This window comes from Cryobacterium shii, assembly GCF_004402595.1.
Taxonomy (GTDB): Bacteria; Actinomycetota; Actinomycetes; order Actinomycetales; family Microbacteriaceae; genus Cryobacterium; species Cryobacterium shii.
The window spans coordinates 18,092-43,105 of sequence record NZ_SOFY01000070.1 but is presented as its reverse complement, the minus strand read 5'-3'; the positions used below and the strand labels follow the sequence as shown (position 1 = coordinate 43,105).

At 68.4% G+C, this 25,014-nt stretch carries 24 protein-coding genes; 16 read left to right on the top strand and 8 right to left on the bottom strand.

The window, feature by feature from the left end; genetic code table 11:
• Nucleotides 1-13: 13 nt before the first annotated feature.
• The 3 genes from E3O49_RS12970 (at nt 14) to E3O49_RS12955 (ending at nt 1,640) form a co-directional block, all read left to right on the top strand.
• Nucleotides 14-409, top strand: coding sequence for a DUF4190 domain-containing protein (locus tag E3O49_RS12970; protein WP_198417495.1), 396 nt, complete (start codon nt 14-16; stop codon nt 407-409).
• A gap of 93 nt (nt 410-502) precedes the next feature.
• Complete coding sequence (locus E3O49_RS16620; protein ID WP_160141114.1) at nt 503-1,141, top strand: DUF4190 domain-containing protein; 639 nt, start codon at nt 503-505, stop codon at nt 1,139-1,141.
• Between the two features lie 85 nt (nt 1,142-1,226).
• The gene (locus tag E3O49_RS12955; RefSeq protein WP_134366347.1) at nt 1,227-1,640 is read left to right on the top strand and encodes a hypothetical protein; all 414 of its coding nucleotides are present in this window, start codon (nt 1,227-1,229) and stop codon (nt 1,638-1,640) included.
• On the opposite strand, the gene E3O49_RS12950 is transcribed toward E3O49_RS12955, so the two are convergent.
• Nucleotides 1,633-2,832, bottom strand: coding sequence for a class I SAM-dependent methyltransferase (locus E3O49_RS12950; protein WP_134366346.1), 1,200 nt, complete (start codon nt 2,830-2,832; stop codon nt 1,633-1,635). The genes E3O49_RS12955 and E3O49_RS12950 overlap by 8 nt on opposite strands.
• A gap of 128 nt (nt 2,833-2,960) precedes the next feature.
• Here E3O49_RS12950 and groES point away from each other — a divergent pair, with 128 nt between their 5' ends.
• From groES to E3O49_RS12935, 3 genes are all read left to right on the top strand, one after another.
• Nucleotides 2,961-3,257, top strand: a complete 297-nt coding sequence (groES, locus tag E3O49_RS12945) for a co-chaperone GroES (protein WP_066597535.1) — start codon at nt 2,961-2,963, stop codon at nt 3,255-3,257.
• A gap of 74 nt (nt 3,258-3,331) precedes the next feature.
• Nucleotides 3,332-4,288, top strand: a complete 957-nt coding sequence (rarD, locus tag E3O49_RS12940; RefSeq protein ID WP_241975876.1) for an EamA family transporter RarD — start codon at nt 3,332-3,334, stop codon at nt 4,286-4,288.
• A 197-nt stretch (nt 4,289-4,485) separates the two neighbouring features.
• Nucleotides 4,486-5,781, top strand: coding sequence for an ABC transporter substrate-binding protein (locus tag E3O49_RS12935; protein WP_134366345.1), 1,296 nt, complete (start codon nt 4,486-4,488; stop codon nt 5,779-5,781).
• An 809-nt stretch (nt 5,782-6,590) separates the two neighbouring features.
• On the opposite strand, the gene E3O49_RS12930 is transcribed toward E3O49_RS12935, so the two are convergent.
• From E3O49_RS12930 to E3O49_RS12915, 4 genes are read right to left on the bottom strand one after another with little or no spacing between them, the layout of a single operon-like run.
• Nucleotides 6,591-7,361 (bottom strand): ABC transporter ATP-binding protein, encoded by a 771-nt coding sequence (locus E3O49_RS12930; protein ID WP_134366344.1) that lies wholly within the window; start codon nt 7,359-7,361, stop codon nt 6,591-6,593.
• The gene (locus tag E3O49_RS12925; RefSeq protein WP_134366343.1) at nt 7,358-8,272 is read right to left on the bottom strand and encodes an ABC transporter ATP-binding protein; all 915 of its coding nucleotides are present in this window, start codon (nt 8,270-8,272) and stop codon (nt 7,358-7,360) included. Before E3O49_RS12925 ends, E3O49_RS12930 begins: the two co-directional genes overlap by 4 nt.
• Nucleotides 8,262-9,242: a branched-chain amino acid ABC transporter permease gene (locus E3O49_RS12920; RefSeq protein WP_134366354.1), complete on the bottom strand. Its 981-nt coding sequence runs from the start codon at nt 9,240-9,242 to the stop codon at nt 8,262-8,264. The genes E3O49_RS12925 and E3O49_RS12920 overlap by 11 nt, the downstream gene beginning before the upstream one ends.
• 14 nt (nt 9,243-9,256) lie before the next feature.
• The gene (locus tag E3O49_RS12915; RefSeq protein WP_134366342.1) at nt 9,257-10,534 is read right to left on the bottom strand and encodes a branched-chain amino acid ABC transporter permease; all 1,278 of its coding nucleotides are present in this window, start codon (nt 10,532-10,534) and stop codon (nt 9,257-9,259) included.
• A 279-nt stretch (nt 10,535-10,813) separates the two neighbouring features.
• Between E3O49_RS12915 and guaB the strand changes: the two genes are divergently transcribed.
• Nucleotides 10,814-12,316: an IMP dehydrogenase gene (guaB, locus tag E3O49_RS12910; protein ID WP_134366341.1), complete on the top strand. Its 1,503-nt coding sequence runs from the start codon at nt 10,814-10,816 to the stop codon at nt 12,314-12,316.
• A 116-nt stretch (nt 12,317-12,432) separates the two neighbouring features.
• Here the strand turns inward: guaB and E3O49_RS12905 are convergent, their stop codons facing one another.
• Entirely contained in the window at nt 12,433-13,575 is a 1,143-nt protein-coding gene (locus E3O49_RS12905) for a MalY/PatB family protein (protein ID WP_134366340.1), read from the bottom strand.
• 98 nt (nt 13,576-13,673) lie between these two features.
• On the opposite strand from E3O49_RS12905, the gene E3O49_RS12900 reads away from it, so the two are divergent.
• The 8 genes from E3O49_RS12900 to E3O49_RS12865 all read left to right on the top strand — a co-directional run bounded on the left by E3O49_RS12900 (nt 13,674) and on the right by E3O49_RS12865 (nt 22,341).
• Complete coding sequence (locus E3O49_RS12900; RefSeq protein ID WP_134366339.1) at nt 13,674-14,792, top strand: GuaB3 family IMP dehydrogenase-related protein; 1,119 nt, start codon at nt 13,674-13,676, stop codon at nt 14,790-14,792.
• Between the two features lie 76 nt (nt 14,793-14,868).
• Nucleotides 14,869-16,599 carry a glycerol-3-phosphate dehydrogenase/oxidase gene (locus E3O49_RS12895; RefSeq protein WP_166787183.1) on the top strand — a complete coding sequence of 577 codons (1,731 nt, stop codon included), beginning with the start codon at nt 14,869-14,871 and terminating at the stop codon, nt 16,597-16,599.
• A gap of 265 nt (nt 16,600-16,864) precedes the next feature.
• Nucleotides 16,865-17,392: a cation:proton antiporter regulatory subunit gene (locus tag E3O49_RS12890; protein WP_134366338.1), complete on the top strand. Its 528-nt coding sequence runs from the start codon at nt 16,865-16,867 to the stop codon at nt 17,390-17,392.
• A 3-nt stretch (nt 17,393-17,395) separates the two neighbouring features.
• Nucleotides 17,396-18,853: a cation:proton antiporter gene (locus E3O49_RS12885; protein ID WP_134451733.1), complete on the top strand. Its 1,458-nt coding sequence runs from the start codon at nt 17,396-17,398 to the stop codon at nt 18,851-18,853.
• Nucleotides 18,850-19,623 (top strand): SURF1 family protein, encoded by a 774-nt coding sequence (locus E3O49_RS12880; RefSeq protein WP_134366336.1) that lies wholly within the window; start codon nt 18,850-18,852, stop codon nt 19,621-19,623. The genes E3O49_RS12885 and E3O49_RS12880 overlap by 4 nt, the downstream gene beginning before the upstream one ends.
• Nucleotides 19,624-19,632: 9 nt before the next feature.
• The gene (locus E3O49_RS12875; RefSeq protein WP_134451732.1) at nt 19,633-20,103 is read left to right on the top strand and encodes a DUF3817 domain-containing protein; all 471 of its coding nucleotides are present in this window, start codon (nt 19,633-19,635) and stop codon (nt 20,101-20,103) included.
• Nucleotides 20,100-21,689, top strand: a complete 1,590-nt coding sequence (gene guaA / locus E3O49_RS12870) for a glutamine-hydrolyzing GMP synthase (RefSeq protein WP_134410474.1) — start codon at nt 20,100-20,102, stop codon at nt 21,687-21,689. Before E3O49_RS12875 ends, guaA begins: the two co-directional genes overlap by 4 nt.
• 343 nt (nt 21,690-22,032) lie before the next feature.
• Nucleotides 22,033-22,341 (top strand): 2TM domain-containing protein, encoded by a 309-nt coding sequence (locus E3O49_RS12865; protein ID WP_134451730.1) that lies wholly within the window; start codon nt 22,033-22,035, stop codon nt 22,339-22,341.
• Between the two features lie 83 nt (nt 22,342-22,424).
• Here the strand turns inward: E3O49_RS12865 and E3O49_RS12860 are convergent, their stop codons facing one another.
• Both E3O49_RS12860 and E3O49_RS12855 read right to left on the bottom strand, forming a co-directional pair.
• Complete coding sequence (locus E3O49_RS12860; protein WP_134366214.1) at nt 22,425-23,237, bottom strand: Bax inhibitor-1/YccA family protein; 813 nt, start codon at nt 23,235-23,237, stop codon at nt 22,425-22,427.
• 73 nt (nt 23,238-23,310) lie between these two features.
• Nucleotides 23,311-23,895 carry a hypothetical protein gene (locus E3O49_RS12855; RefSeq protein ID WP_134366215.1) on the bottom strand — a complete coding sequence of 195 codons (585 nt, stop codon included), beginning with the start codon at nt 23,893-23,895 and terminating at the stop codon, nt 23,311-23,313.
• Nucleotides 23,896-23,933: 38 nt separating this feature from the next.
• Here E3O49_RS12855 and E3O49_RS12850 point away from each other — a divergent pair, with 38 nt between their 5' ends.
• Nucleotides 23,934-24,953, top strand: a complete 1,020-nt coding sequence (locus tag E3O49_RS12850; protein ID WP_134366216.1) for a glycerophosphodiester phosphodiesterase family protein — start codon at nt 23,934-23,936, stop codon at nt 24,951-24,953.
• Nucleotides 24,954-25,014 lie beyond the last annotated feature (61 nt).

Sequence of the window (25,014 nt, the reverse complement as noted above, 5' to 3'; positions counted from 1 at the left end):
AAGGAGCTTCGCCATGACCGACCCCAACCTGACGCCGGGTACCCCGCCGATGTTCCAGCCGCCCGCGGCCCCCGCGAACCCGGCGCCCGGCACGCCCCAGGTTCAGGCTGCACCGGCCTACGGGCAGAACGCGGCGTACCCGCAGCCGTACGCTGCGCAGGGCTCGTCCGAGAAGTACAATGTGCTGGCGATCATCTCGCTGGTGACCGCGGTGCTCTCGATTTCTCTGGCCGCCATCATCACCGGCCACATCGCCCTGAGCCAGATCGGCAAGACCGGCGAGAAGGGCCGCGGCCTCGCGATTGCCGGCCTGATCATCGGTTACGCGAGCCTGGTTCTCTCGGTCATCATCGGGGGGCTGCTCGTCCTCGCGATCGCCAGCGACCCGACCATCCTCAACAACATGTGAACGAAAACCGGAATCTCGACACCAGGATTCCGGCACAGCTGACGCACTGGAACCCGATCACGGCAGACGCCGTGCGGAAAGGAAGCAACTCAGATGAGTGATTCGAATACCCCCGGCCCCGGCGTCCCGCAGGTCCCCGACGTCCCCCAGGTGCCGGACGTGCCCCAGGTCCCCGACATTCCCCAGTCCGCGGATGTGCCGCCCGCCGCCCAGCCCGTGCGGCCGGCCCAGCCCGTGCCGCCCACCGCCCAGCCCGTGCCGTCGTTCTCCGGCGGCCAGACGCCCCCACCCGGGTACGGACCCCCGACGCCGCCCCCGGCCGGGCCGACCCCGCCTCCGACCCCGCCGTCGGCCGGACCGACCCAGCCACCCGCCTACTACGGCGCTCCGACGACCCCGCCTCCCGCCTACGGCGCCCCGTCCTCGGATCCCTACGGGGGCGCGCCGGCGGCCAAGCAGTCGATTTTCAGCATCCTCTCGCTCGTGGCCGGCGTGATCGGAATCCTCGGGTTCCCGATCGTCTTCATCCCGATCGCGGGCGGCATCCTCGGGCTGTTCGTTCCGGCCGCGGCCGTCGTGCTGGGGTTCCTCGGCCGGTCGAAGGAACCGCAGGCCCGGGGCTTCTGGCTGACCGGCATCATCACCGGGTTCGTCGGCGTCGCCCTGGCGTTGGCGAGTATCCTGATCTGGGCCGTTATCTTCGCCAGCATGCCCAACAGCTACTCGTACTGAGTTTCACCGCGGGTGCCTGACCGGCGCACCGTTCGGGCGCACGGATGCGGCGGCGCCCGTTTACAGCATGTCGGAGGCAGCAGGAATGGTTGGGGAGTACCGGGACCCGTCGGACGACGTCGACGACTTCCGGCTCGACCTCACCCGACCGCCGGCTTCGGTCGAGGGCGAACTGGACTATGAGTCGACGGTGACGGCTCCCACCGAGTGGGTGCCGTATGTCTACACGGACACCGAGCTGCGTGCCCACGCCGAGCGTCACGGCCTGTCCGTCGCCGCGCTCGTCTTCGGCCTGCTGGGACTGCTGGTCGCCATCTTCGGCGTCTGGGGTGCCGCCCTGTCGCTGGCCGCGATCGTCCTGGCGATCATGGCCCGCGCCACGGAGCACCGGTCGGGCGCGCTCTGGGTCTACGGCCTGGTCACCGGTCTCGCGGGCCTGCTCATCGCCGCCGGGTGGGTGCTGGTCATCACCCTCGTGCTGATGTCCGCCGTCAGCTGAGCGCCGACACCCGCTCGACCAGCAGGGCCACCCGGTGTCCGGCGGCCCGCGTCAGGACGAGCGTTCCTGACTCCGGCCCCTTCAGCCGCAGCCGGGTGCGCAGGGTGGCCGGGTCCACGTCCACGCCGCGCTTCTTGATCTCCAGGGTGCCGATCCGGCGTTCCTGCAGCGCGAGGCGCAGCTTCTTCTCGTCGACCGGCAGGGTCTCGAGCACCCGGAACGCGGTGGCGAACGGCGTGCGCACCAGGCTGGCGGAGGTCAGGTAGGCGATGGACTCGCTCAGCATCAGCGCGTCCAGCGAGCGGGCCAGGTCGCCGATCAGGCGGGCACGGATGATCGCACCGTCCGGCTCATAGAGGTAGTCGCCCAGCACCCCCACCGGGGCGTCCTCGCTGTCGGCCGGGGCGTTCAGCTCATGGCTCCCGTCCCGACCCAGCAGCAGGGCGGACCGGCGGATCCCGGTGCGGGCCAGGCTGCCGAACCAGAGCGCCATCTCGACGAGCTTGCCGTCCACGGACACCCACTGCGCTTCAGCGTCGACCGGGATCTGCTCCCGGTCGTGCCCGGGGCCGAGCTTGACGCCGATGGGCATCCGTTCGCGGAGGCCGAAGACGAAGTCGAGGCTGGGGGAGTAGTCCTCCGGCCGGGTCAGGCGGGAGGTGTTGGTGTGCCCGGCCGTGCGGCGGGCGGGGTCCAGCCAGGCGGCGTCGAAACCGGTGAGGTCGACGCTCTCGGCGTCGGCGTTCAGCACGGTCGCGTTCTCGAACGGGGCCAGGTTGAAGCTGGCGACGGTGGCCGTCACCTCGTCGGCGTCGACCGCGGTCACCTCGAGGTCCATCGCCGCCAAGGCCATTGCGTCACCGCCGATCCCGCAGCCGAGGTCGACGACGCGGTTCAGCGAGGCGCCCGCGAAGCGGCCCGCGTGGAGGGCCGCGACGCGCAGCCGGGTGGCCTGTTCGAGGCCGGTCTCGGTGAACAGCATGCGGCCGGCGAACTCGCCGAACTTGGGCACGGCCCTGGCGCGCAGCCGGGACTGGCCCAGAACCGCGGCCACCAGCCCGGGGGCGTGGCCGGCCTTGCGCAGATCACTCACCACCCGCACCACGTTGGCGGCCGATTCGTACGGCGGCAGCGAGTCCAGCAGGCGCAAACCCTCCGGAGATAACAGCTCAACGAGCTCAGAGCGTTCCATCCCGCAAACCTATCAACTCGGCCGGGTCTGGCACTCACGTTGCGTGAGTGCCAGAAGCGCCCTAAACTCGACTTAGCACTCTCGCTGTGAGTCTGCTAACTAAGTCTTAGCTAAGAAAGAGGTCAACCGTGTCGGTCTCCATCAAGCCGCTCGAGGATCGCATCGTCATCAAGCAGGTCGACGCAGAGCAGACCACCGCTTCAGGTCTGGTCATTCCTGACACCGCCAAGGAAAAGCCCCAGGAGGGTGAAGTTGTCGCCGTCGGTCCCGGCCGGATCGACGACAACGGAAACCGCATCCCGCTCGACGTCGCCGTCGGCGACAAGGTGATCTACTCCAAGTACGGCGGAACCGAGGTCAAGTTCGGTGGTGAGGACCTCCTCGTCCTGTCGGCTCGCGACGTGCTCGCAGTCGTCGTTCGCTAGTCACACACACTGATCGATAGAATCCCGGATGGCCCTGGCCATCCGGGATTCTTCGTTTTGAGAGAGGCACGAACGTGCAGGACACGCCCCTTCCGCCTTCCCGGGGTGCCGCGCGCCCGGCGCGCTCGGAGCAGAGCACGGGCCTGATCTATGCGGTTCTGGCGTACACGCTCTGGGGCATGCTGCCCCTCTACTTCCTGTTGCTCGCACCGACCGGGGCCTTCGAGATCGTGCCCTGGCGGGTGCTGTTCTCCCTGGTCTTCTGCGCCCTGTTGATCACGGTCACCCGCAAGTGGCGGTCGTTCCTGGGCCTGCTGCGCAAACGCCGGATCGTCTTCACCATGGGGCTGGCCGGGCTCCTGATCTTCATCAACTGGCAGACCTACGTGTTCGCGGCGCTGAGCGGCCATGTGGTCGAGGCGGCGCTGGGCTACTTCATCAACCCGATCGTGACCGTGTTCCTGGGCGTGCTGCTGCTGCGGGAGAAGCTCCGTCTGCTGCAGTGGGTGGCCGTAGGCATCAGCCTCGGGGCGGTCGTCGTGCTCACCGTCGGGTACGGGGCGCTTCCGTGGGTGTCGCTCGTTCTCGCCTTCTCTTTCGGCTTCTACGGTCTGATCAAGAAGCGGGTCGGCCGGGACGTCGATGCCGTCGCCGGTCTCACGCTCGAAACCGTCTGGCTCGCGCCCCTGGCCGTGGTCCAGCTGATCGTGGTGGGCGCCGTCTCCGGCCTGACCATCGGCACGGTCTCGCCGTGGCACACCGTGCTGCTGCTCCTGGCCGGCGTCATCACGGCCGTTCCGTTGTTGTTCTTCGCCGCCGCGGCCCGTCGCCTGCCGCTGACCTACCTCGGCCTGATCCAGTATTTCGCACCGATCCTGCAGTTCCTCGTCGGCGTCTTCGTGCTGCACGAGCCCATGCCGCCCGAGCGGTGGGCCGGATTCGGCCTGGTCTGGCTGGCCCTGGTCGTGCTTACCGCCGACATGGTCCTGACCGGGCGGGCGCCCCGCCGTTCGTCGCTCGAGCCGGCCTGAGGCCGGATCCGTGCGGCGGCGACACCTCACGCGCAACAGATCGCCGGTGCGAGCGTCATCGGCCGCCGATAACGATTTGGTCCGCGTTACACGGATGTAACACGGTTGCCTTGTTTCGTGCGTTCCCTGTCAATAATGTGACAGAACGGCAGTCATTCGACCGCCGGCATTTCTCATTCCTAGTCCCAAGGAGCAACATGAGCGTATTCGCGAAGGCCTCGGCCTCCCGCTCAGTCCGGGCCGTCGTCACTGGAGTCGCCATGGTCGGCGTCAGTGCACTTCTGCTCACCGGCTGCAGCAGCAATGCTGCTGAACCCGCTGCGTCGGAGTCGCCCGCGGCGAGCGGTGACGCCCAGACCATCAAAGCCGGTGACCGCAATCTCACCCTGAAGATCGGCACCGTCCTTCCTCAGAGTGGCGCCCTCGCCTTCCTGGGCCCGCCCGAAGAGGCCGGTGTCGCGCTGGCCGTCAAGGACATCAACGACGCCGACCTAGGCATGAAGATCGAGCCCGTCTACCGGGACTCGGGTGACACCACCACGGACACCGCGACCGTGTCGGTGACCGACCTTCTTTCCCAGGACGTCTCCGCCATCATCGGTGCGGCATCCTCGGGCGTCTCCAAGACCGTGATCGACCAGATCACCGGTGCCGGCGTCGTGCAGTTCTCGCCGGCCAACACCTCGGCCGACTTCACGAAGTACGCCGACAAGGACCTCTACTGGCGCACCGCCCCCTCCGACCTGCTGCAGGGCGAAGTCCTGGGCAACCAGATCGCCGAGGACGGCAACAGCACCCTGGGCCTGATCGTGCTGAACGACTCCTACGGCACCGGCCTGGCCGACTCCACCACCGCGGCGTTCGAAGCCGCCGGCGGCAAGGTCGTCGCCAAGTCGCTGTTCAACGAGGGTGACTCCAACTTCGCCGCTCAGATCTCCGAAGTGACCGCGGCCAACCCGGATGCGATCGCCCTGGTCACGTTCGACCAGGCCAAGGTCATCACCCCCGCGCTAGTCGGATCGGGCTTCCCGGGCGACAAGCTCTACTTCGTGGACGGCAACCTGGCCGACTACAGCAAGGACTTCGCTCCGGGGCTCGTCGCCGGCTCGAAGGGAACCCTGCCCGGCCTGGACGTCGGAACGCTCGGTGACTTCACCGACCGTCTGAAGGCGGTCGACCCGACCCTGACCGACTTCAGCTACGCGGCCGAGTCCTACGACGCCGTCATGCTCGTCGCCCTCGCGGCGTACGCGGCCAACGACGTCAAGGGTACGACCATCTCCAAGTACCTGCGCCAGGTTTCCGGCGGAACCGGCGACGGCACCAAGGTCACCGACTTCAAGGCGGCGGCCAAGGCCCTCGCCGCCGGCGACCAGGTCAACTACGACGGCTTCTCCGGGCCGGTCACGTTCGACGAGTACGGCGACCCGACCGAGGCCACCATCGGTGTCTACGAGTACGCAGCGGACAACACCTACGCACGCATCAACTAGTCACGAACCAGTCACCGACTGATTAGTGATCAGGAGGGGCCCCGACTCCGGTCGGGGCCCTTCTTCGTGCCCGGTCGTCGTGCCCGGGACTCCGGGCGCCATGCTCGTGCGGGGCGGGGCGGGGCGGGGCGGGGCGGGGCGGGGCGGGGCGCCGGCGGTGCGTGGCGGCACGGTCCGGCCCCCGGTGACGCCGTCTCCGGCCACGGATGTCGCGGCGCACGCTCTGCACGCCGGCGCAGGTTAGAACCTGCGCCCCGGGCCACATCGTGCGCCACGAGCCACGAGCCACGAGCCACGAGCCACGAGCCACCGGCTCACGAGCCCGACAGCCACGGCGCGCATCCGTTGTTTGGGCACCTCCGGCGAGTTCGCCACTTCCGATCGAGTTCGACTCGCGCACGTGACGAAGTCGACCGGAAGTGTCGAGCTCGAGCGGCGATGACGCGCCCCCGGACCCGACGGCCGCGAGTCCGCTTCTGTGCACCCGGACCCCGGCCACGGTGTCGGCCGGCCCCGTCCCGGTGAGGCCGTATCCGGCCACGGATGTCGCGGCGCACGCTGTGCACGCCGGCGCAGGTTAGAACCTGCGCCCCGGGCCACATCGTGCGCCGTGCGCCGTGCGCCGTGCGCCGTGCGCCGTGCGCCGTGCGCCGCGAGCCGCGACGGCGCACCGGTACAACGACGGGTAACGCACGGGCACCCAGGAGCCGCCCACGGGCACGCAGGAGCCGCGCACCGGGCACACAGAAGCGGCGCCCGAGGATCTCTCGGGCGCCGCTTCTGTGTGCGGGTGGTGCGGGTGTGCCGGGTCAGTCGTCCTGGCCCAGGGTGCCCAGGTACAGGCCGATCACCTTGGGGTCGTTCAGCAGCTCGCGGCCGGTGCCTGTGTACGCGTCGCGGCCCTGGTCGAGCACGTAGCCGCGGTCGCAGATCTGCAGGCAGCGGCGCGCGTTCTGCTCCACCATGATCGTGGTCACGCCGGCCTTGTTGATCTCCTTGACCCGCAGGAACGCCTCGTCCTGGCGCACGGGGGACAGGCCGGCGCTGGGCTCGTCGAGCAGCAGCACGTGCGGGCCCATCATCAGGGCCCGCGACATCGCCACCATCTGGCGTTCGCCGCCCGAGAGCGAACCCGCCCGCTGCTGCAGCCGCTTCTTCAGCTCCGGGAAGATCTCGGTGACGAACTCGAGCCGCTCGTGCAGGCCCTTCGGCTTCAGGAACATCCCCATCTCCAGGTTCTCCTGGATGCTGAGGGTCGGGAAGACGTTGTTCGTCTGCGGGACGAAGCCGACGCCCTTGGCCACGAGCTTGTTCGCCTTCAGGTTGGTGATGTTCTCACCGCGCAGCAGGATCTCGCCCTCGCGCACCTTGACCTGGCCGAAGATCGACTTGAGCAGCGTCGACTTGCCGGCGCCGTTCGGGCCGATGATGCCGATCAGTTCACCGTCGTAGGCGGTCAGCGAACACGCGTTCAGGATGTTCACGCCCGGCAGGTAGCCGGCCGTGACCGTTTTGACCTCGACGACGGGTTCCCCGGTGGGGACGTAGACCGGCGGGGCGGTCGGGCTGGAGTTCGTCAATCGAGCAGCTCCTTAATGGCTTCGACATGTTCGGTTTCGGCCGCAGGATCCTCGCCGAGGTCTTCGTCGTGGTGCTGGCCCAGGTAGGCGTCGATCACGGCGGGGTTGCGCATGACCTCGTGCGGGTCGCCCTCTGCGACGACCTTGCCCTCGGCCATGACGATGACCCAGTCCGCGATGTGGCGCACCATGTGCATGTCGTGTTCGACGAACAGAACGGTCATGCCCTGCGTCTTCAGGTTCAGGATGTGGTCCAGCAGCGACTGGGTCAGCGCCGGGTTCACCCCGGCCATCGGCTCGTCGAGCATCACCAGGGTCGGTTCGCTCATCAGGGCCCGCGCCATTTCGAGTAGCTTGCGCTGCCCGCCGGACAGGCTCGCGGCGTAGTCGTCCTTCTTGGTGTCCAGTTTGAAGCGCTCGAGGATGTCGATGGCGCGCGCCCGGTTGTCTTCTTCCTGCTTGCGCCAGAAGAAGGGGAAGATCGCCCGGAACAGGTTCTCCCCGGTCTGGCCCTTCGCGCCCAGCAGCATGTTGTCCATCACGGTCAGCAGGCCCAGCGCCTTCGTGAGCTGGAACGTGCGCACCTGGCCCATCCTGGCCACCTTGAACGCCGGCATGCCGGAGAGGGACCGACCCTCGAAGGTCCAGGAACCGGTGTCGGGCTTGTCGAAGCCGGTGAGCAGGTTGAAGAGGGTGGTCTTGCCGGCGCCGTTGGGCCCGATGAGCGCCGTGATGGCACCGCGGGGGATCTCCACATGGTCGACGTCGACGGCTTTGAGGCCGCCGAAGGTGCGGCTCACGCCATCCGCCACCAGGATCGGGTCTCTCTTCTTGCAGCCGGGTGCGGCCTCGCCGATGTGCAGATCCGTGGACTTGATCGGCTTGTTGCTCGGAACGGTGTTATTTGACAAAGGCCAACTCCTTCTTGTTTCCGAAGATGCCCTGCGGTCTGAATATGACGATGAGCATGATTGCGACGCCGACGAGGATGAACCGCAGCTGGCCGGCCTGGATGCTGGTCATGAACGGCAGCCAGCCCGCCTCCACCGCTCGGGCGATGAAGCCGGAGAAGAAAGAGAGCAACACCCAGAAGATCATCGAGCCGATGACCGGGCCGAGAATCGTCGACGCGCCGCCGAGCAGGAGGATCGCGTAGATGAAGAACGTCAGCGAGGTCTGGTAGTTCGAGGGCACCACGGCTCGGGGGAGCACGAAGATCATGCCCGCGATCGTGCCGAACACGCCACCGAGAATCAGGGACTGCATCTTGTAGGAGTAGACGTTCTTGCCGAGGGCGCGCACGGCATCCTCGTCTTCACGGATGCCCTTGATCACGCGACCCCACGGGCTGCGCATGATCTGCCAGGTTAACAGGCAGGCGAGGACCACGATCGTCCAGGCCACGATGCGCAGCCACCAGTCGTAGGCGTTGTACTCGAACGGCCCGAAGCCGTACGTGCCCTCCGGGATCGGGTTGAGTGAGCTGAAGCCGCCCTTGTACCCGCTCAGCCCGTTCGCCGAGCCGGTGAGCGGCTCGAAGGTGTTCGTCGTGAACAGAAGCCGCACGATCTCGGCCGCGGCGATCGTCACGATCGCCAGGTAGTCCGCCCGCAGACGGAGGGTCGGAATGCCCAGGATCAGGGCGAAGACCACGGATGCGCCGACCCCCACCAGCACGGCACCCCAGACAGGGAAGCCAAAGCTGAGGGTGGAGATGGCGAAGCCGTAGGCGCCGAGGGCCATGAAGCCGGCCTGGCCGAAGTTCAGGAGGCCGGTGTAGCCGAAGTGGATCGCCAGCCCGAGCGCCGCGAGGGCGTAGGCGGCGGTGGTCGGGCTGATCAGCTCGACGGCTGCGTTGCTAAAGATTGCTCCCCAGTCGATCATCGGATGCCCTTCTAGCCAATTCTCTCTTTGCGACCCAGGATGCCTTGCGGCCGAAGCAGCAGCACCAGGATCAACACGACAAGTGCGCCGACGTATTTAAGGTCGGAGGGAAGCCACAGCGTCGACAGTTCGACGAACAGGCCGACGATGATCGAACCGATCAGGGCACCGAAGGCGGTGCCGAGACCGCCGAGGGTGGTCGCCGCGAAGACGAGCAGCAGGATCTGGAAGCCCATGTCCCAGCTGACGCCCGGCCGGAAGTAGGCCCACAGGATGCCGCTGAGCCCGGCGAGACCGCCGCCGACCACCCAGACGATCCGGATGACGCCGTCGACGTCGATCCCGCTGGCCGAGGCCAGGCTGGGGTTGTCGGAGACGGCGCGGGTCGCCTTGCCGATGCGGGTGCGCAGCAGGAAGAAGGAGACCGCCAGCAGCACCACGATGCTGATGCCCATGCTGGCGAGGTCGATCACGGAGAGCCGGATCGGACCGAGCTTCATGTCGGCCAGTCCGGAGCCCGGCAGCTGGCTCGTGCCGCCGCCGACGAAGAACTGGAAGACGTAGCGCAGGGCGAGGGAGAGGCCGATGCTCACGATCATGAGCGGGATCAGGCCGACGCCCTTGCGCCGCAGCGGTTTCCAGATCACCGCGTCGAGACTCCAGCCGAGCCCGGCGCTGAGCAGGATGGCGATGATGATCGCCGCCCAGACCGGCACGTGCAGGGTGACGGAGAAGAGCAGCGTCATCAGGGCGCCGAAGGTGATCATCTCGGCGTGGGCGAAGTTGCTCAGGCCCGTGGTGCCGAAGATCAACGACAGCCCGATCGCCGCCAGGGCGAGGAGAAGGCCGAAGTTGAGCCCGTTCACGAATCGGTTCACGAACTGGTCGAAGAAGCTCACCGTGGAGCGCTTGCCCTCGCCGAGGAAGAAGTTGACCGATTTGACCTTGGTCAGGCCGAACTCCGCCTTGATGACGCTGCCGCCCTTGGCGACGATGACGCCCTTGGGCAGGGTGTCCTCGTCCAGCGCCACGGAGTAGGTGGCCTTCTCGGGCACGCCCACCTTCCATTTGCCGTCGACGCCCGTCTTCACGGATGCCTCGTAGCCGGAGCCCTTGACGGTGATCAGCACGCCGTCGAGCGGTTTCTGGTTGAACTGGACGTTGCCGGCGAGCACGTAGTCGTACTTGTCCGTTCCGACCTCGTCGGCGTGAGCCGGCGCGGCGGAGAGCGTGGCGAACGTGGACATCGTCAAGGCTGCAAAGAGCAGACCGAGAAAGATCACCAGCATTCTGGGTGAGAATCTGCGAACAGCTTCAGTGGAATTCACTGCACCTCCATGGCGGCACCGTTGGGTTTGTGACCGAGCGTGCCCCGGGTCTCACCTGCCAACATCTTTGTTGACAGTAAATGAAGAATATGTCGCCGATGTTACGACGTGGGTCAACACTCCCTAGATCTTCGTACGCGGAATGCGGGGAGCGCAATGTCGCTTAACATTGATGAACCGGTTGGGTCCCTCGGATTCCCGGATTTTTTCCTATCTTTCCGCGTATGAAAAAGGGGTTACATGGATCAGCCAGATCCGTTCGGTTTCACCGGGCTCACCTACGACGACGTGCTGCTTCTGCCGGGGCACACCGACGTCATTCCCAGTGAAGCCGAGACTATGTCTCGGCTGACGCGTCGGATCAGCGTGGCCACACCGCTGCTTTCCAGCGCGATGGACACCGTCACGGAGACCCGGATGGCCATCGCCATGGCCCGCGAAGGCGGCCTCGGCGTGCTGCACCGCAACCTGTCCATTTCGGACCAGGCCGAGCAGGTGGACCTCGTCAAACGCAGCGAATCCGGCATGATTACCAATCCGGTAACAACTTCGCCCGACGCCACCGTGGCCGAGGTCGACGCCCTGTGCGGGCAGTACCGCATCAGCGGCCTCCCGGTCGTCGACTCCGACGGCGTGCTCGTCGGAATCATCACCAACCGGGACATGCGCTTCGTCTCCAGCACGAAGAAGCACACCACGCTCGTGCGCGAGGTGATGACGAAGGCGCCGCTGATCACCGGCAAGGTCGGCATGGCGCCGATGGACGCCGTCGCCATCTTCGCCACCCACAAGATCGAGAAGCTTCCCCTCGTCGACGACGCCGGCCGGCTCACGGGCCTGATCACCGTCAAGGACTTCGACAAGAGCGAGGAATACCCCTTCGCGACGAAGGACGACGCGGGTCGCCTGCGCGTCGGCGCAGCCATCGGCTTCTTCGGTGACGCCTGGCAGCGAGCCACCGCGCTGCTCGACGCGGGCGTGGACGTGCTCGTCGTCGACACCGCCAACGGCGACAGCGCCGGCGTGCTCGACATCATCCGCCGTTTGAAGACCGACCCGGCCTTCGCCGCGGTCGACGTCATCGGCGGCAACGTGGCGACCCGCTCCGGCGCCCAGGCGCTCATCGACGCCGGTGCGGACGCGATCAAGGTCGGGGTCGGCCCCGGCTCCATCTGCACCACCCGCATCGTCGCCGGCGTCGGCGTTCCGCAGATCACCGCCGTCTACCAGGCGTCGCTCGCGGCCCGGGAGACCGGCATCCCGGTCATCGCCGACGGCGGGTTGCAGTACTCCGGCGACATCGCGAAGGCCCTCGTGGCCGGAGCGGACACCGTCATGCTCGGTTCCCTCCTCGCCGGCTGTGACGAGAGCCCCGGCGAGCTCGTCTTCGTCAACGGCAAGCAGTTCAAGACGTACCGCGGCATGGGTTCGCTGGGCGCGCTGCAGAGCCGCGGCACGAAGACCTCCTACTCCAAGGACCGCTACTTCCAGTCGGATGTCCCCTCCGACGACAAGCTCATCCCGGAAGGCATCGAGGGCCAGGTGCCGTACCGCGGCCCCGTGTCCGCCGTGGCCTACCAGCTCATCGGCGGCCTGCGCCAGTCCATGTTCTACGTGGGCGCTCGCACGATCGACGAGCTCAAGCAGAAGGGCAAGTTCGTGCGGATCACCGCCGCCGGGCTGAAGGAGTCGCACCCGCACGACGTGCAGATCGTGGTCGAGGCACCCAACTACCGCCGCTGACCTTCCTCGCCGAGCCGTGAGTTTCGCCCCCGTTTCTTGAATTTTTGGGGGCGTTGCTCACTGTTCGGCGGGTCTCGGCAGGCTCGAGCACCGGCGCGCCTGGGGCTCGGGATCGGTCAGACGGATGCGGCGAGGCGGGAGACCGCTTCGCCGAGAACCTCGGGAGAACAACCGAAATTGAGGCGCGCGTAGCCCAGGCCCGGCAGGCCGAACTTCGGGCCGGGGCTCAGCGCCACCCGGCCCCGCTCGAGCGCCACCAGGGCGGGGTCGTCGCCCCAGCCCAGGCTCCGCAGGTCCAGCCAGGCCAGGTAGCCCGCTCCCGGCTGCCGGTAGCCCACGCCCGGAAGTTGCGCGTCGAGCAGACCGGCCAGCAGCAGCCGGTTGGCCTGCAGCGCGGTGATCACCCCGCCCAGCCACGGCTCACCGTGCTGCCAGGCGGCGATGCCCGCGATCAGCCCGAACTGGCTCGTGCGCCAGCCGACTTCCACCGGCAGGGCGGAGACGAGTCCGCGCATCCGTTCTGAGCCGGTCACGATCACCGCGCACTTGAGCCCGGCCAGATTCCAGGCCTTGCTCGCGCTGGTCACGCAGATGCCGTGCTCCGCCGCCTCCGCCGACACGCACAGGTAGGGGGTGAAGACGGCGTCGCCGTAGGTGAGGGGGGCGTGCACCTCGTCGCTGATCACCGTGACGCCGTAGCGCGCGGCCAGTTCGGCCAGCGCCACGAGGTCCTCCACCGTGTGCGGATGCCCGACCGGGTTGTGCGGGTTGCAGAGCAGGACGCACCGCGCCCCGTCGATGAACGCCCGTTCCAGCCCGTCCAGGTCGAGGTTCCAGCCGGCCTGCCCCGAGAGGAGCGGCACGGCGACCACCCGCCCGCCGGCCTCGGGGACCAGGTCGAAGAACGGCGGGTAGACCGGGGGAGTGATCACGACCGCGTCGCCCGGCCGGATCCGGAGCCGCAGGGTCTCGACGATCGCGACGCTGACATCCGTGGTGCTGGTCACCTGCTCCGGGTCCACCCGCCAGCCCCAGCGGCGGCCGGCGAACCCGGAGAAGGCCGCACCGAGTCCGTTGGCCGGGGCGATGTAGCCGGTGTCGCTGCGCCGCACCGCCGCCACCAGGGCGTCCTGGATCGGCTCGGCGAGAGGGAAGTCCATTTCAGCGACGAACAGCGGCAGCACGTCCGGGGGGTAACTGCGCCATTTCATGCTCGTGCGTTCGCGGAGAAAGGACAACGGATCGGCGGCGACATCCATGACGTCAGGATGCCCCAACTCCCGTTCGGCGTCGAGGTCGCGTGCCCCGCCTGCCCGGCGTTCGCCCCGAGGCAGTCGGCGGCACCTAAACTGGGAACATGGAAATCGAGATCGGCCGTTCCAAGCGCGCTCGCCGCGTGTATGCCTTCGACGACATCGCGATTGTGCCCAGTCGGCGCACCCGCGACCCGGAGGACGTGTCGGTCAGCTGGACCATCGACGCGTACCAGTTCGCGATCCCGTTCCTCGCGGCGCCGATGGACTCCGTGGTGTCGCCGAAGACGGCCATCATGATGGGCCAGCTCGGCGGCGTCGGCGTGCTCGACCTCGAGGGCCTCTGGACCCGCTACGACGACCCGGAACCCCTCCTCGCCGAGATCCGAGAACTGCCCGCCGACCTGGCCACCGCGCGCATGCAGCAGATGTACTCCGAGCCGATCAAGCCGAGCCTGGTCACCGAGCGTCTCGCCGAGATCCGCGCGGCCGGCGTGACCGTGGCCGGCGCCCTGTCGCCGCAGCGCACCCAGGAGCTGTACGAGACCGTCGTCGCAGCCGGCGTCGACCTGTTCGTGATCCGCGGCACCACGGTTTCCGCCGAGCACGTGTCGCAGAACCAGGAACCCCTCAACCTCAAGAAGTTCATCTACGAGCTCGACGTGCCCGTGATCGTGGGCGGCGCGGCCACCTACACCGCTGCCCTGCACCTCATGCGCACCGGCGCGGCCGGGGTGCTCGTCGGCTTCGGCGGCGGTGCGGCCTCGACCACCCGCGCCTCTCTCGGCATCCACGCCCCGATGGCCACGGCCGTCGCCGACGTGGCCGGCGCCCGCCGGGACTACATGGACGAGTCCGGCGGACGCTACGTGCACGTCATCGCAGACGGAGGCCTCAACACCTCCGGCGACATCGTCAAGGCCATCGCCTGCGGCGCGGACGCCGTCATGCTCGGCACCGCACTGGCCCGGGCGACGGATGCCCCCGGCGGCGGTTTCCACTGGGGCGCCGAGGTGCACCACTCGCAGCTGCCCCGCGGCAAGCGCGTCGAGGTGGGCGCCCTCGCCCCGCTCGAGACCATCCTCTACGGCCCCACCCCGATCGCCGACGGCACCGCGAACCTCGTCGGCGCGCTGCGCCGTTCGATGGCCACGACCGGCTACTCCGACCTGAAGGAATTCCAGCGGGTCGAGGTCGTCGTCGCGCCGTACCGCGGGAACTAGGCACCGGTAGTTGTCGCGCCGTACCGAGTGAACTAGCGTCAGGGTAAGCACCACACCATTCGATGGGAGTGAGCACATGGCAACAGGCAACTCGGTGTCCCGGTCCAGGAAACTGGGCCCGGACGAGCGCGCGGCGGCACTGGAGCGGCTGAAGGGGAAAGAGCTCGACATCCTCGTCGTCGGCGGTGGCATCGTCGGTTCCGGTGCGGCCCTGGACGCCGTGACCCGGGGCCTGAGCGTCGGCATCCTCGAGGCCAGGGACTGGGCGTCGGGCACGTCGAGCCGGTCGTCGAAGCTGGTGCACGGCGGCATCCGTTACCTGGAACAGCTGGACTTCAGGCTGGTGCGGGAGGCCCTGATCGAGCGCGGCCTTCTGCTGCAGCGCATCGCGCCGCACCTGGTGAAGCCGGTGCGCTTCCTCTACCCGCTCACGACCCGGTTCAAGGAACGCTTCTACGTGGGCGCCGGCATGCTGCTCTACGACCTGTTCTCCTACACCGGCGGGCGTCCGCCCGGGGTGCCGCATCACCGCCACCTGTCCAAGCGGCAGGTGCGGGGACTCGTGCCCAGCCTCCGGGACGACGCGATGCACGGCGGCATCGCGTACTACGACGCCCAGGTCGACGACGCGCTCTACGTGGCCTCGCTCGTGCGCACGGCATCGTTCTACGGCGCGCACGCGGCCAGCCGGGTGCGCGTCGAGGGGTTCATCAAGGTCGGCGAGCGGGTGGTGGGCGTGCACGCGCACGACCTGCAGACCGGCGAGCGGTTCGAGGTGCGGGCCAAGCAGGTCGTGAACGCGACCGGGGTCTGGACCGACGACACCCAGCGCATGGTCGGCGAACGCGGCACGTTCAAGGTTCGGGCCTCGAAGGGCATCCACCTGGTCGTGCCCCGGGACCGGTTCCAATCGGCGATGGGCATGCTGCTGCGCACCGAGAAGAGCGTGCTGTTCGTGATCCCCTGGGGCCGGCACTGGCTGATCGGCACGACCGACACCGACTGGCACCTGGACAAGGCGCACCCGGCGGCCACGGCCGCGGACATCGACTACCTGCTCGAAACCGTCAACACGGTGATGCGGGTGCCGCTGACCAGGGAAGACGTCGAGGGGGTCTACGCGGGACTCCGGCCCCTGCTGGCCGGGGAATCGGAGAGCACGTCGAAGCTGTCCAGGGAGCACCTCGTCGGCCATTCCGTGCCGGGACTGGTCGTGATCGCGGGCGGCAAGTGGACCACCTACCGGGTGATGGCGAAGGATGCGATCGACGCGGCCGTCGCTGCCCTCGACGGCCGGATTCCGGCATCGACCACGCACGACATCCCGCTGCTCGGGGCCGAGGGTTACCAGGCTGCGTGGAACAAGCGCAGCCGGATCGCCAGGGCCTTCGGCCTGCACACGGTGCGGATCGAGCACCTGCTGAACCGCTACGGCACCCTGACCGACGAACTGCTCGACCTCATCCGCGAGACACCGTCGCTGGCCGACCCGCTGCCGGGGGCCGACGACTACATCGAGGCGGAGGTCGTCTATGCGGCCTCGCACCTGGGCGCCCTGCACCTCGAGGACGTGCTCGCCCGGCGCACCCGCATCTCGATCGAGGCCTGGGATCGCGGCGTGTCCGCGGCTCCCGTGGCGGCCCGCCTGCTCGCCGGGGTGCTCGGCTGGGACGAGGCCCGGGAACAGCGCGAAGTGGGCCACTACCTCAAGCGGGTCGCGGCCGAACGGGCGTCGCAGAAGCAGCCGGACGACGAGTCCGCCGACCGGGTGCGCCTCGAGGCCCCCGACATCGTCGCCACGAAGTAGGCCGGGGCCAGCGGATGCGGCGCGCTCGCCGCATCCGCTGGTCGTTCCCGCGTCGTTCCCGCCAGCCCGCCCGCGCCTGAACCAATTCGACGGAGATTTTGCCGATTTCGGGCCGGAATGCGCCCCACGGCGCTTTTTAGAGTAAGAGCTCCGTCGAATTGGTTAGGGCAGAGCGGTGCGGGGCGGGGCGGCCGGCGTCCGGCGAGCGTGGGAGTGCACTCCGGTAGACTGGCCCGACTGCCCTCAAGTCTCAGGAGTCGTAACCATGGTTGACGTTAGGCGGGTCAAACTTCCCGGCGTGGGAGTGCTCCACACCTTCATCACGGATGACGGCGGCAAGGTCGGCGTGATCGCCCACCGCTCGGGGCACAGCGACCTCATCACGTTCGCGGACGACGAGGGCGGGCCCGACGCCGCCAAGGTGTCCCTGCGCCTGAACGAGGACGAGGCGCACACCCTGGCCGAGTTGCTCGGCGGCACCCAGATCACCGAGTCGCTCACCGCGCTCGACCAGATCCCCGGCCTCAGCATCGACTGGTTCACCGTCGACTACGAAGACCACATCGCCGGCCAGACGCTGGGGAACCCGGCCGACCGCGGCATCGCGGGCCTCACCGTGGTCGCCGTCGTGCGGGGGGAGTCCGCCAACCCGGCGCCCGCCCACGACTTCCGGGTGTTCCCCGGCGACACGCTCGTCGTCGCCGGCTCGCCGGAGAAGGTCGCGAAGGCTTTCGCGTTCTTCCGCACCGGCGAGGTCAGGGCCAAGACCGTCGATGCGCCGCCCGGGGGCTAACCGATGAACCTCGGCGAAGACCTCATCACTCTTGGCATCCTGCTCGTCGTCGCGTACGTTCTGGGCCGCGCCGGAAAACTGATCGGGCTGCCGTCCATCCCGATCTACATGATCGTGGGGCTCCTGGCGAGCCCGAACAGCGGCTGGTTCCCGCTCAACTTCCACTCGGCGGATATCGAACTGATCGCCATTTTCGGCCTGATCCTGCTCCTGTTCAGCCTGGGACTCGAATTCGACCAGGAGGCATTCTTCGGCGACGCCGGAAAACTCCTGATCTCCGGCGGATCCTACGTGCTGATCAACATGGGCGTCGGCTTCGGGTTCGGCCTCATGGTCGGCTGGGGCACCCGGGAGGCCCTCGTCATCGCGGGGATGACCGGCACCAGCTCGAGCGCCATCATCACCAAGCTGCTGATCGAACTGCGCCGGCTGGCGAACAAGGAAACGCCGATGATCCTCGGCGTCACCGTCGTCGGGGATATCTTCATCGCGATCTACCTGGCGATCGTCTCCGTCGTGCTCAGCGGCAAGACCGAGATCTGGCCGATCGTGCTGCAGCTGAGCATCGCGTTCCTCTTCCTCGTCGTCATGTTCTCCGTCGCCCGCTGGGGGGCGAAGGTGGTGTCCCGGCTGATGCGTACCAAGGACGACGAGCTGTTCACCATCCTTTTCTTCGGGCTCGCCGTGCTCTTCGCCGGGATCGGGGAAATCATCGGGGTGACGGATGCGATCGGCGCCTTCCTGATCGGGGTGGTGCTCGGCGCGAGCACCTACCGCGGCCGGATCGAGCGCGTGGCGGTTCCGCTGCGTGACGTGTTCGGGGCCTTCTTCTTCCTCAACTTCGGCCTCGCCCTCAACGTGGCCGAATTCGGGTCGGTCATCACCATCGTGCTGCTCGCCGTCGCGATGACCTTCGTGTTGAGCCTGGTATCCGGGATGCTGATGGCCAGGCTGCACGGCATGGGTGCCCGGGAGGGCCTGAATACCGCGGCGATCTTCGTGAATCGCGGCGAATTCACGCTGATCCTCGCGACCCTCTCGGTCAGCGCTGGCCTCGACCAGCGCCTGCAGCCGTTCGCCGGTCTGTACGTGCTCACCATGGCCATCCTCGGGCCGCTGTTCGCCGCGAACTCGGAGAAGATCGGGGCCGCCCTCCGGCGCCGCGGGAACGCGGTTCCGGTGCCCAGGCGCCCCGTCGACGCGATGCTGGCCGAGGAAATCGCGCTGGTCGAAGCCGTCACCGCCGACACCGGCGCCACGCCCGGCCCAGAGACCCAGCGGGCCGCCGAGCGGGTCGCCGCCCGCGCCCGTCCGGGCTCGGAGCCCGGCGCGCAAGACGAACCGAGCGCCTCCGACTCCATGCTCGATTTCGTCACCGACCGTTTCACCAGCGACGCCGGCCCGGCCGAGAAGCCGCCGCGCGACTCCGGTCGCGGCGCCGGAACAGGGGACTACTCATGACCAAGACCATGCTCCGCCCACGCTGGATCCTCGCCCTGCTCCTGGCTCTGCTGGTCGCGGCGGCCTTCGCTCTCCTCGGCCGGTGGCAGCTCGAGCGCGCCATCGCCTCCGGCGAGGTCGTGGAGCGCACCACCGAGACCGTGCAGCCTCTCGCCGAGGCCGTGCCGCCGGACGGCCCGCCGCGCGAGGCGGCCACGGGCCAGCTGGTCACCGTGGACGGGTCGTTCCTGCCCGGCGACGAGCAACTGATCAGCGACCGCTTCAACGGCGGCGCCAGCGGATTCTGGGTGGTCAGCCGATTCATCACGGCGGACGACGCCGCGAACATCGCCGTGGCGCGCGGCTGGGCGCCGACCGAGCGGGCGGCCGCCGCGGCCATCGACGAGTTCGCCGCCGCGCCGGCCGGTCAGGCGCAGACGTTGACCGGGCGGTTCGTGCCCTCCGAGGCCCCCGTCGTGCCTGACGAGACGCGCGACCCGCACACCCAGACCACCGTCTCGACCGCCGCCCTGATCAACGAGTGGAGGGATTTCACCGACCAGTCTGTCTACGCCGGGTACATCGTCGACACGGATGCCGCCGCCGGCCTGGCCAGGATCGACTCGCCCGCGCCGGTGAGCGATGCCTCCATCAACTGGCTCAACATCTTCTACGCCCTCGAGTGGGCCGTCTTCGCCGGTTTCGCCGTGTTCCTCTGGTACCGGCTCGCGCGCGATGCCTGGGAGCGCGAGCAGGAGCAGGCCGCCATCGCCGCGGCGGAGGCCGTCTAGAATTGGCGCATGCCTCTTGAACCAAAGCCCGCCGACATCCCGAAAATCTCCGGTGCGCTCCGGCTCTACCGGGTGTCCTCGATCATCACCGGTGTTTTCCTGCTGTTGCTCTGCGTCGAAGTCTTCCTGAAGTTCGTCCTTCAGCTGGAGCTCGAGGTGAATGGTCCGAACGGATTCCTCGCCCTCGTGGACCGGGGTACGGTGACCGCGTTCAACCTGAGCACGGGCATCCTGATCGTGCACGGCTGGCTGTACGTGCTGTACCTGTTCAGCGACTTCCAGCTGTGGAGCCTGATGCGCTGGTCGTTCCCGCGCTTCCTGCTGATCGCGCTCGGCGGCATCATCCCGACCCTGTCGTTCTTCCTCGAGGTGCGCGTCGACCGTGAGGTCACCGCCTTCCTGGCGAGCCGTGAGGCCGCCGGCACCGGCACCGGCACCGGCACCGGTGCCGCCGCCGCGACCGAGCAGGCCCGTTCATGAGCGCCGTGGCCGCCCAGACCGGAGCCCGCCCCGTCCTGGTGGTGGACTTCGGCGCCCAGTACGCGCAGCTGATCGCCCGCCGGGTGCGGGAGGCATCCGTGTATTCAGAGATCGTCGCGCACTCGATCACCGCGGCCGAGGTCGCCGAGAAGAACCCGCTCGGCATCGTGCTCAGCGGCGGACCCTCGAGCGTCTACGCCGAGGGTGCCCCCACCTTCGACCCCGCCATCTTCGACCTGGGCATCCCGATCCTGGGCATCTGCTACGGCTTCCAGGTGATGGCGACGACCCTCGGCGGCGAGGTCGCCCGCACCGGACAGAGCGAGTACGGCGCGACCCCGGTCAGAGTCACCGACAGCAGCAACGCGCTGCTGGCCGGGCAGCCGGCCGAGCAGACCGCGTGGATGAGCCACGGCGACTCCGTGTCGAAGGCCCCCGCCGGCTTCTCGGTGCTCGCCTCCACCGCGTCGACCCCGGTCGCCGCCTTCGCGAATGACGAGCGCCGGCTCTACGGCGTGCAGTGGCACCCCGAGGTCAAGCACTCCGAGTTCGGCCAGAACGTGCTCGAGAACTTCCTGCACCGCGCCGCCGGCATCCCCGGCGACTGGAACAGCGGCAACGTGATCGCCGAACAGGTGGCCCGCATCCAGGCCCAGGTCGGCACCGGCAAGGTCATCTGCGGGCTCTCCGGCGGCGTGGACTCCGCCGTGGCCGCCGCCCTCGTGCACAAGGCCATCGGTGACCAGCTCGTCTGCGTGTTCGTGGACCACGGCCTGCTGCGGCAGGACGAACGCCGCCAGGTCGAGGAAGACTACGTCAAGGCCACCGGCGTGCGCCTGGTCACCGTCGACGTGCGGGAGCAGTTCCTGACCGCGCTCGAGGGCGTCAGCGACCCGGAGACCAAGCGCAAGATCATCGGCCGCGAGTTCATCCGCACCTTCGAGCAGGCCCAGGCCGAGCTGATCCGGGAAGCGGCCGAAACGGATGGCGACCCGATCCGCTTCCTCGTTCAGGGCACCCTCTACCCGGACGTCGTCGAGTCCGGCGGCGGCAGTGGCACGGCCAACATCAAGAGCCACCACAACGTGGGCGGCCTGCCGGAGGACCTGCAGTTCGAGCTGATCGAACCGCTGCGCACGCTGTTCAAGGACGAGGTGCGAGCGATCGGCGCCGAGCTGGGACTGCCGGCCGAGATCGTGCAGCGCCAGCCGTTCCCCGGACCCGGCCTGGGCATCCGGATCGTGGGTGCGATCACCCAGGACCGGCTCGACCTGCTGCGCCACGCGGATGCGATCGTGCGCGCCGAGCTGACGGCCGCGGGCCTCGACCGTGAGATCTGGCAGTGCCCGGTGGTGCTGCTCGCCGACGTGCGCTCCGTCGGGGTGCAGGGCGACGGACGCACCTACGGTCACCCGATCGTGCTGCGCCCAGTGTCGTCGGAGGACGCGATGACGGCCGACTGGACCCGCCTGCCGTACGACCTGCTGGCGCGGATCTCCAACCGGATCACGAACGAGGTGTCGGGAGTCAACCGCGTCGTGCTCGACGTCACGTCCAAGCCGCCGGGGACCATCGAATGGGAGTAGGGGCGGCTGCCTGAACTTCCCGCCGTCAAGAAAACACCCTCGTGCTTGTGAACGAGGGTGTTTTTTTGCCTCGCGCGCGAGTGTTCCCGTTCCGGTCGAGAGTGACCGGCGCAGCGGGCACTCTCGACCGGAGCGGGAACTGTCAGAGCGGGAACTGTCAGAGCGGGAACTGTCAGAGCGGGGGAGAGCAGAGCGGGGGAGAGCAGAGCGGGGGAGAGCAGAGCGGGGGACGGCGGGCGGGGGACGGCGGGCGGGGGACGGCGTGGGAGAGCGGGGCGGGGCGGGGGCGGGTATCTTTCCGGGTGGTGGAGAACGACCAACGGAAAGCGCGGGAGGTGGCGTCATGGCAGAAAAACCTGATGAGTCCGGAGGGCAGTTCAGCCCTGACTATTACGGTCGGGCGGTGACGGATCGCGACCTCGCGCGCCGGCGGTTGGAGAGGAAGCGCAAGCTGACGGGGGACCTGGTCGCCTATGTGGTGGTCAACGCGTTCCTGGTCGGAGTCTGGTTCTTCGTGGGTGGAGGTTATTTCTGGCCCGGCTGGGTGCTGGCCGGCTGGGGTGTGGCGCTCCTGCTGGACGCGTGGAACACCCTCTACCGGCGGCCGATCACCGAGGCGGACATCGACCGGGAGATGCGCAGCGGGAGTTGAGGGAAGTTGATGACGCGGCAGGTGGCCGGAACGACGGAAGGGCCGCCCCTCGGGGCGGCCCTTCCGGGTGAAGCGGTGCGGTGCTAGTTGCGCGAGATGGCGAAGAGGCGCAGCAGTTCCACGTAGAGCCAGACGACGGTCACCATGATGCCGAAGGCGCCGGTCCAGCCGTACTTGCGGGGAGCACGGTTGTTGACGCCGCGCTGGATGTAGTCGAAGTCGAGCACCAGCGAGTAGGCGGCCATCACGACGGCGAGGAGGCCGATGATGACGCCGAACGGGATTCCGGTGCCCATGAAGTCGGCGCTGCGCAGGCCGAACGCGTTCGTGTTCGCGCCGAAGGCCATCAGGCCGAAGTTGATCAGGGAGAAGACCCCGTAGCCGATCATGGCGATCATGAAGACCTTGGTGGCCCGCTTGGAGGCGCGCACCTTGCCGCTGGCGAAGAGGGCGAGGGTGACGCCGACGACCACGAGGGTGGCGAGCACGGCCTGCGTGACGACGCCGCCGTACATCTGCTCGAAGACGACCGAGATGCCACCGACGAACAGGCCCTCGGCGGCCGCGTAGGCCAGGATCAGGGCGGGCGACGGCTCTTTCTTGAAGGCGTTGACGAAGCCGAGGACCAGGCCGACGACCGCGCCGAGGATCAGCGGGATCATCGTGACCGGGGTGATGACCCAGCCGAGGGCCGCGGCCGCGAGCAGGATCACGAAGCTGAGCACCGTCTTGCGGATGGTGTCGTCGTAGGTCATCCGGTCGGTCTCCTGCGAGCCGGCGGAGGGGGCGTTGAACATGCCCTGGAGGTCGCTGTCGGAGAGCACCTTGCCCGCTGCAACGGCGCCAGGAGCGCCGAAAGCGGCGTTTCGGGAGAATGCGGGGTTGGAGGATGCCATGGTTTCCGGGCTCACAATCGAGTGGGTTCAGGGACCAGGGCCGGACGGCACTGGAGGTTACCCCGAAGTCTATTCAGATCTGCTGAGGATCCGCCGAGATATCTGCGGCCTCAGCGGTATCCGTCTGGTCCGCGGCATCCGGCTGGCCGGCACGAGGCCTGGGCGCCCGGCGGGGGCGGCGACCGGCCGCCCAGCCGTGCAGCCACCAGGCGAGCCAGGCCGAGGCCACCGCGGTGACCGTGCCCGCGAGGTAGCCGATCCAGTTCTGGTCGTAGCTGCTCAGCGCGTCCTTGAGGATGAAGCTGACCGCGATCGGCGCGAGCAGGGCCGGGTAGCTGAGGAGGGGGCGGTGCCGCACGAACAGCCAGCAGGCCAGGAGCACGGCAAAGGCGCCGGTGAAGTCGGCGCCGCCGAGCAGAATCAGCCCGGCCAGCAGCGCGGGGATCAGCACGAGGAGCCGACGCCACAGCGCCCCCGGCAGCACGAGCCAGCCGATCACGTGCAGGGAGGGGCCGATCAGGACGAAGAGAAGGCTGTAGGTGCTGGTGAAATTCGTGGCGGCCACCCCGAGCGCGACCAGGGTCAGGCCCGCAAAATAGCGCGCGCGCGAGGAGCCCCACCGGTACAGGCGGGTCGGGGGGACGGTCCAGGGTGTCATCGCCTCGATTCTGGCAGTTCCCCGCGTAGGGTTGGAAGATGCAACCGATTGTGATCGGCCACCGCGGGGCGAGCGGTTACCGACCCGAGCACACCCGGTCCGCCTACGAACTGGCCGTTGCCCTCGGGGCGGACGCGGTCGAACCCGACATCGTGGCCACCCGCGATGGCGTTCTCGTGGTGCGCCACGAGAACGAGATCTCCGGCACGACGGATGTCGCCTCCCACCCCAAATTCCATTCTCGCCGGGTGACCAAGGAAATCGACGGCATCGAGCTCACCGGCTGGTTCACCGAGGACTTCACCTGGGCCGAGCTGCGCACCCTGCGCGCACGGGAGCGACTGCCCGAGGTGCGCAAGGCCAGTGCCACGTTCGACGACCGCTTCCCGCTGCTGCGCCTGCGGGACGCGTTCAAGCTCATCGACCGGGTCGCCGGGCGGGCGAGGCGGCCGATCGGGATCGTCGCCGAGATCAAGCACGCCACCTACTTCGACTCGATCGGGCTCCCGCTCGACGAGCTGTTCGCGGCCGAGGTGAACACCGCCGGCTGGAACGCCGGCGACGGCCGCCTCACGATCGAGAGCTTCGAACGCAGCCTCCTCGGCAAGATCTACGCGCGCGGCATCTACGGCAAGCGGATCTTCCTGCTCGAGGCGCGCGGCAAGCCGTTCGACGAGGTGGCCCGGCTCGGCCTGAAGAACGCGCCCCGGTACGCCGACTACCTCACCGACGCCGGGCTCTACGGGCTGAGCGGGCGGATCGACGGCATCAGCGTGCCCAAATCGCTGATCCTCGAGACGGATGCCGACGGGCAGGTCACCGGGGCCACCGACCTGGTCGACGCCGCACACGCCGCCCGGCTGGAGATCTACTGCTGGACCCTGCGCCCCGAGAACCGTTTTCTCGCGAAGACGTTCCGCCGCGGACGCCTGCGGGCCGACTACGGGGACTGGCAGTCCGAGTTCCGCACTATCCTGGGCACCGGCATCGACGGGGTCTTCGCCGACCATCCCGACCTGGCCGTCACCGTGCGCGACGAACTGGCGGCCGAGGACTGACCCCGCGGGCCGAACCCCCGGCTGAACGGGGCCCTGTCAGACGCACCACCTAGAATTGTGA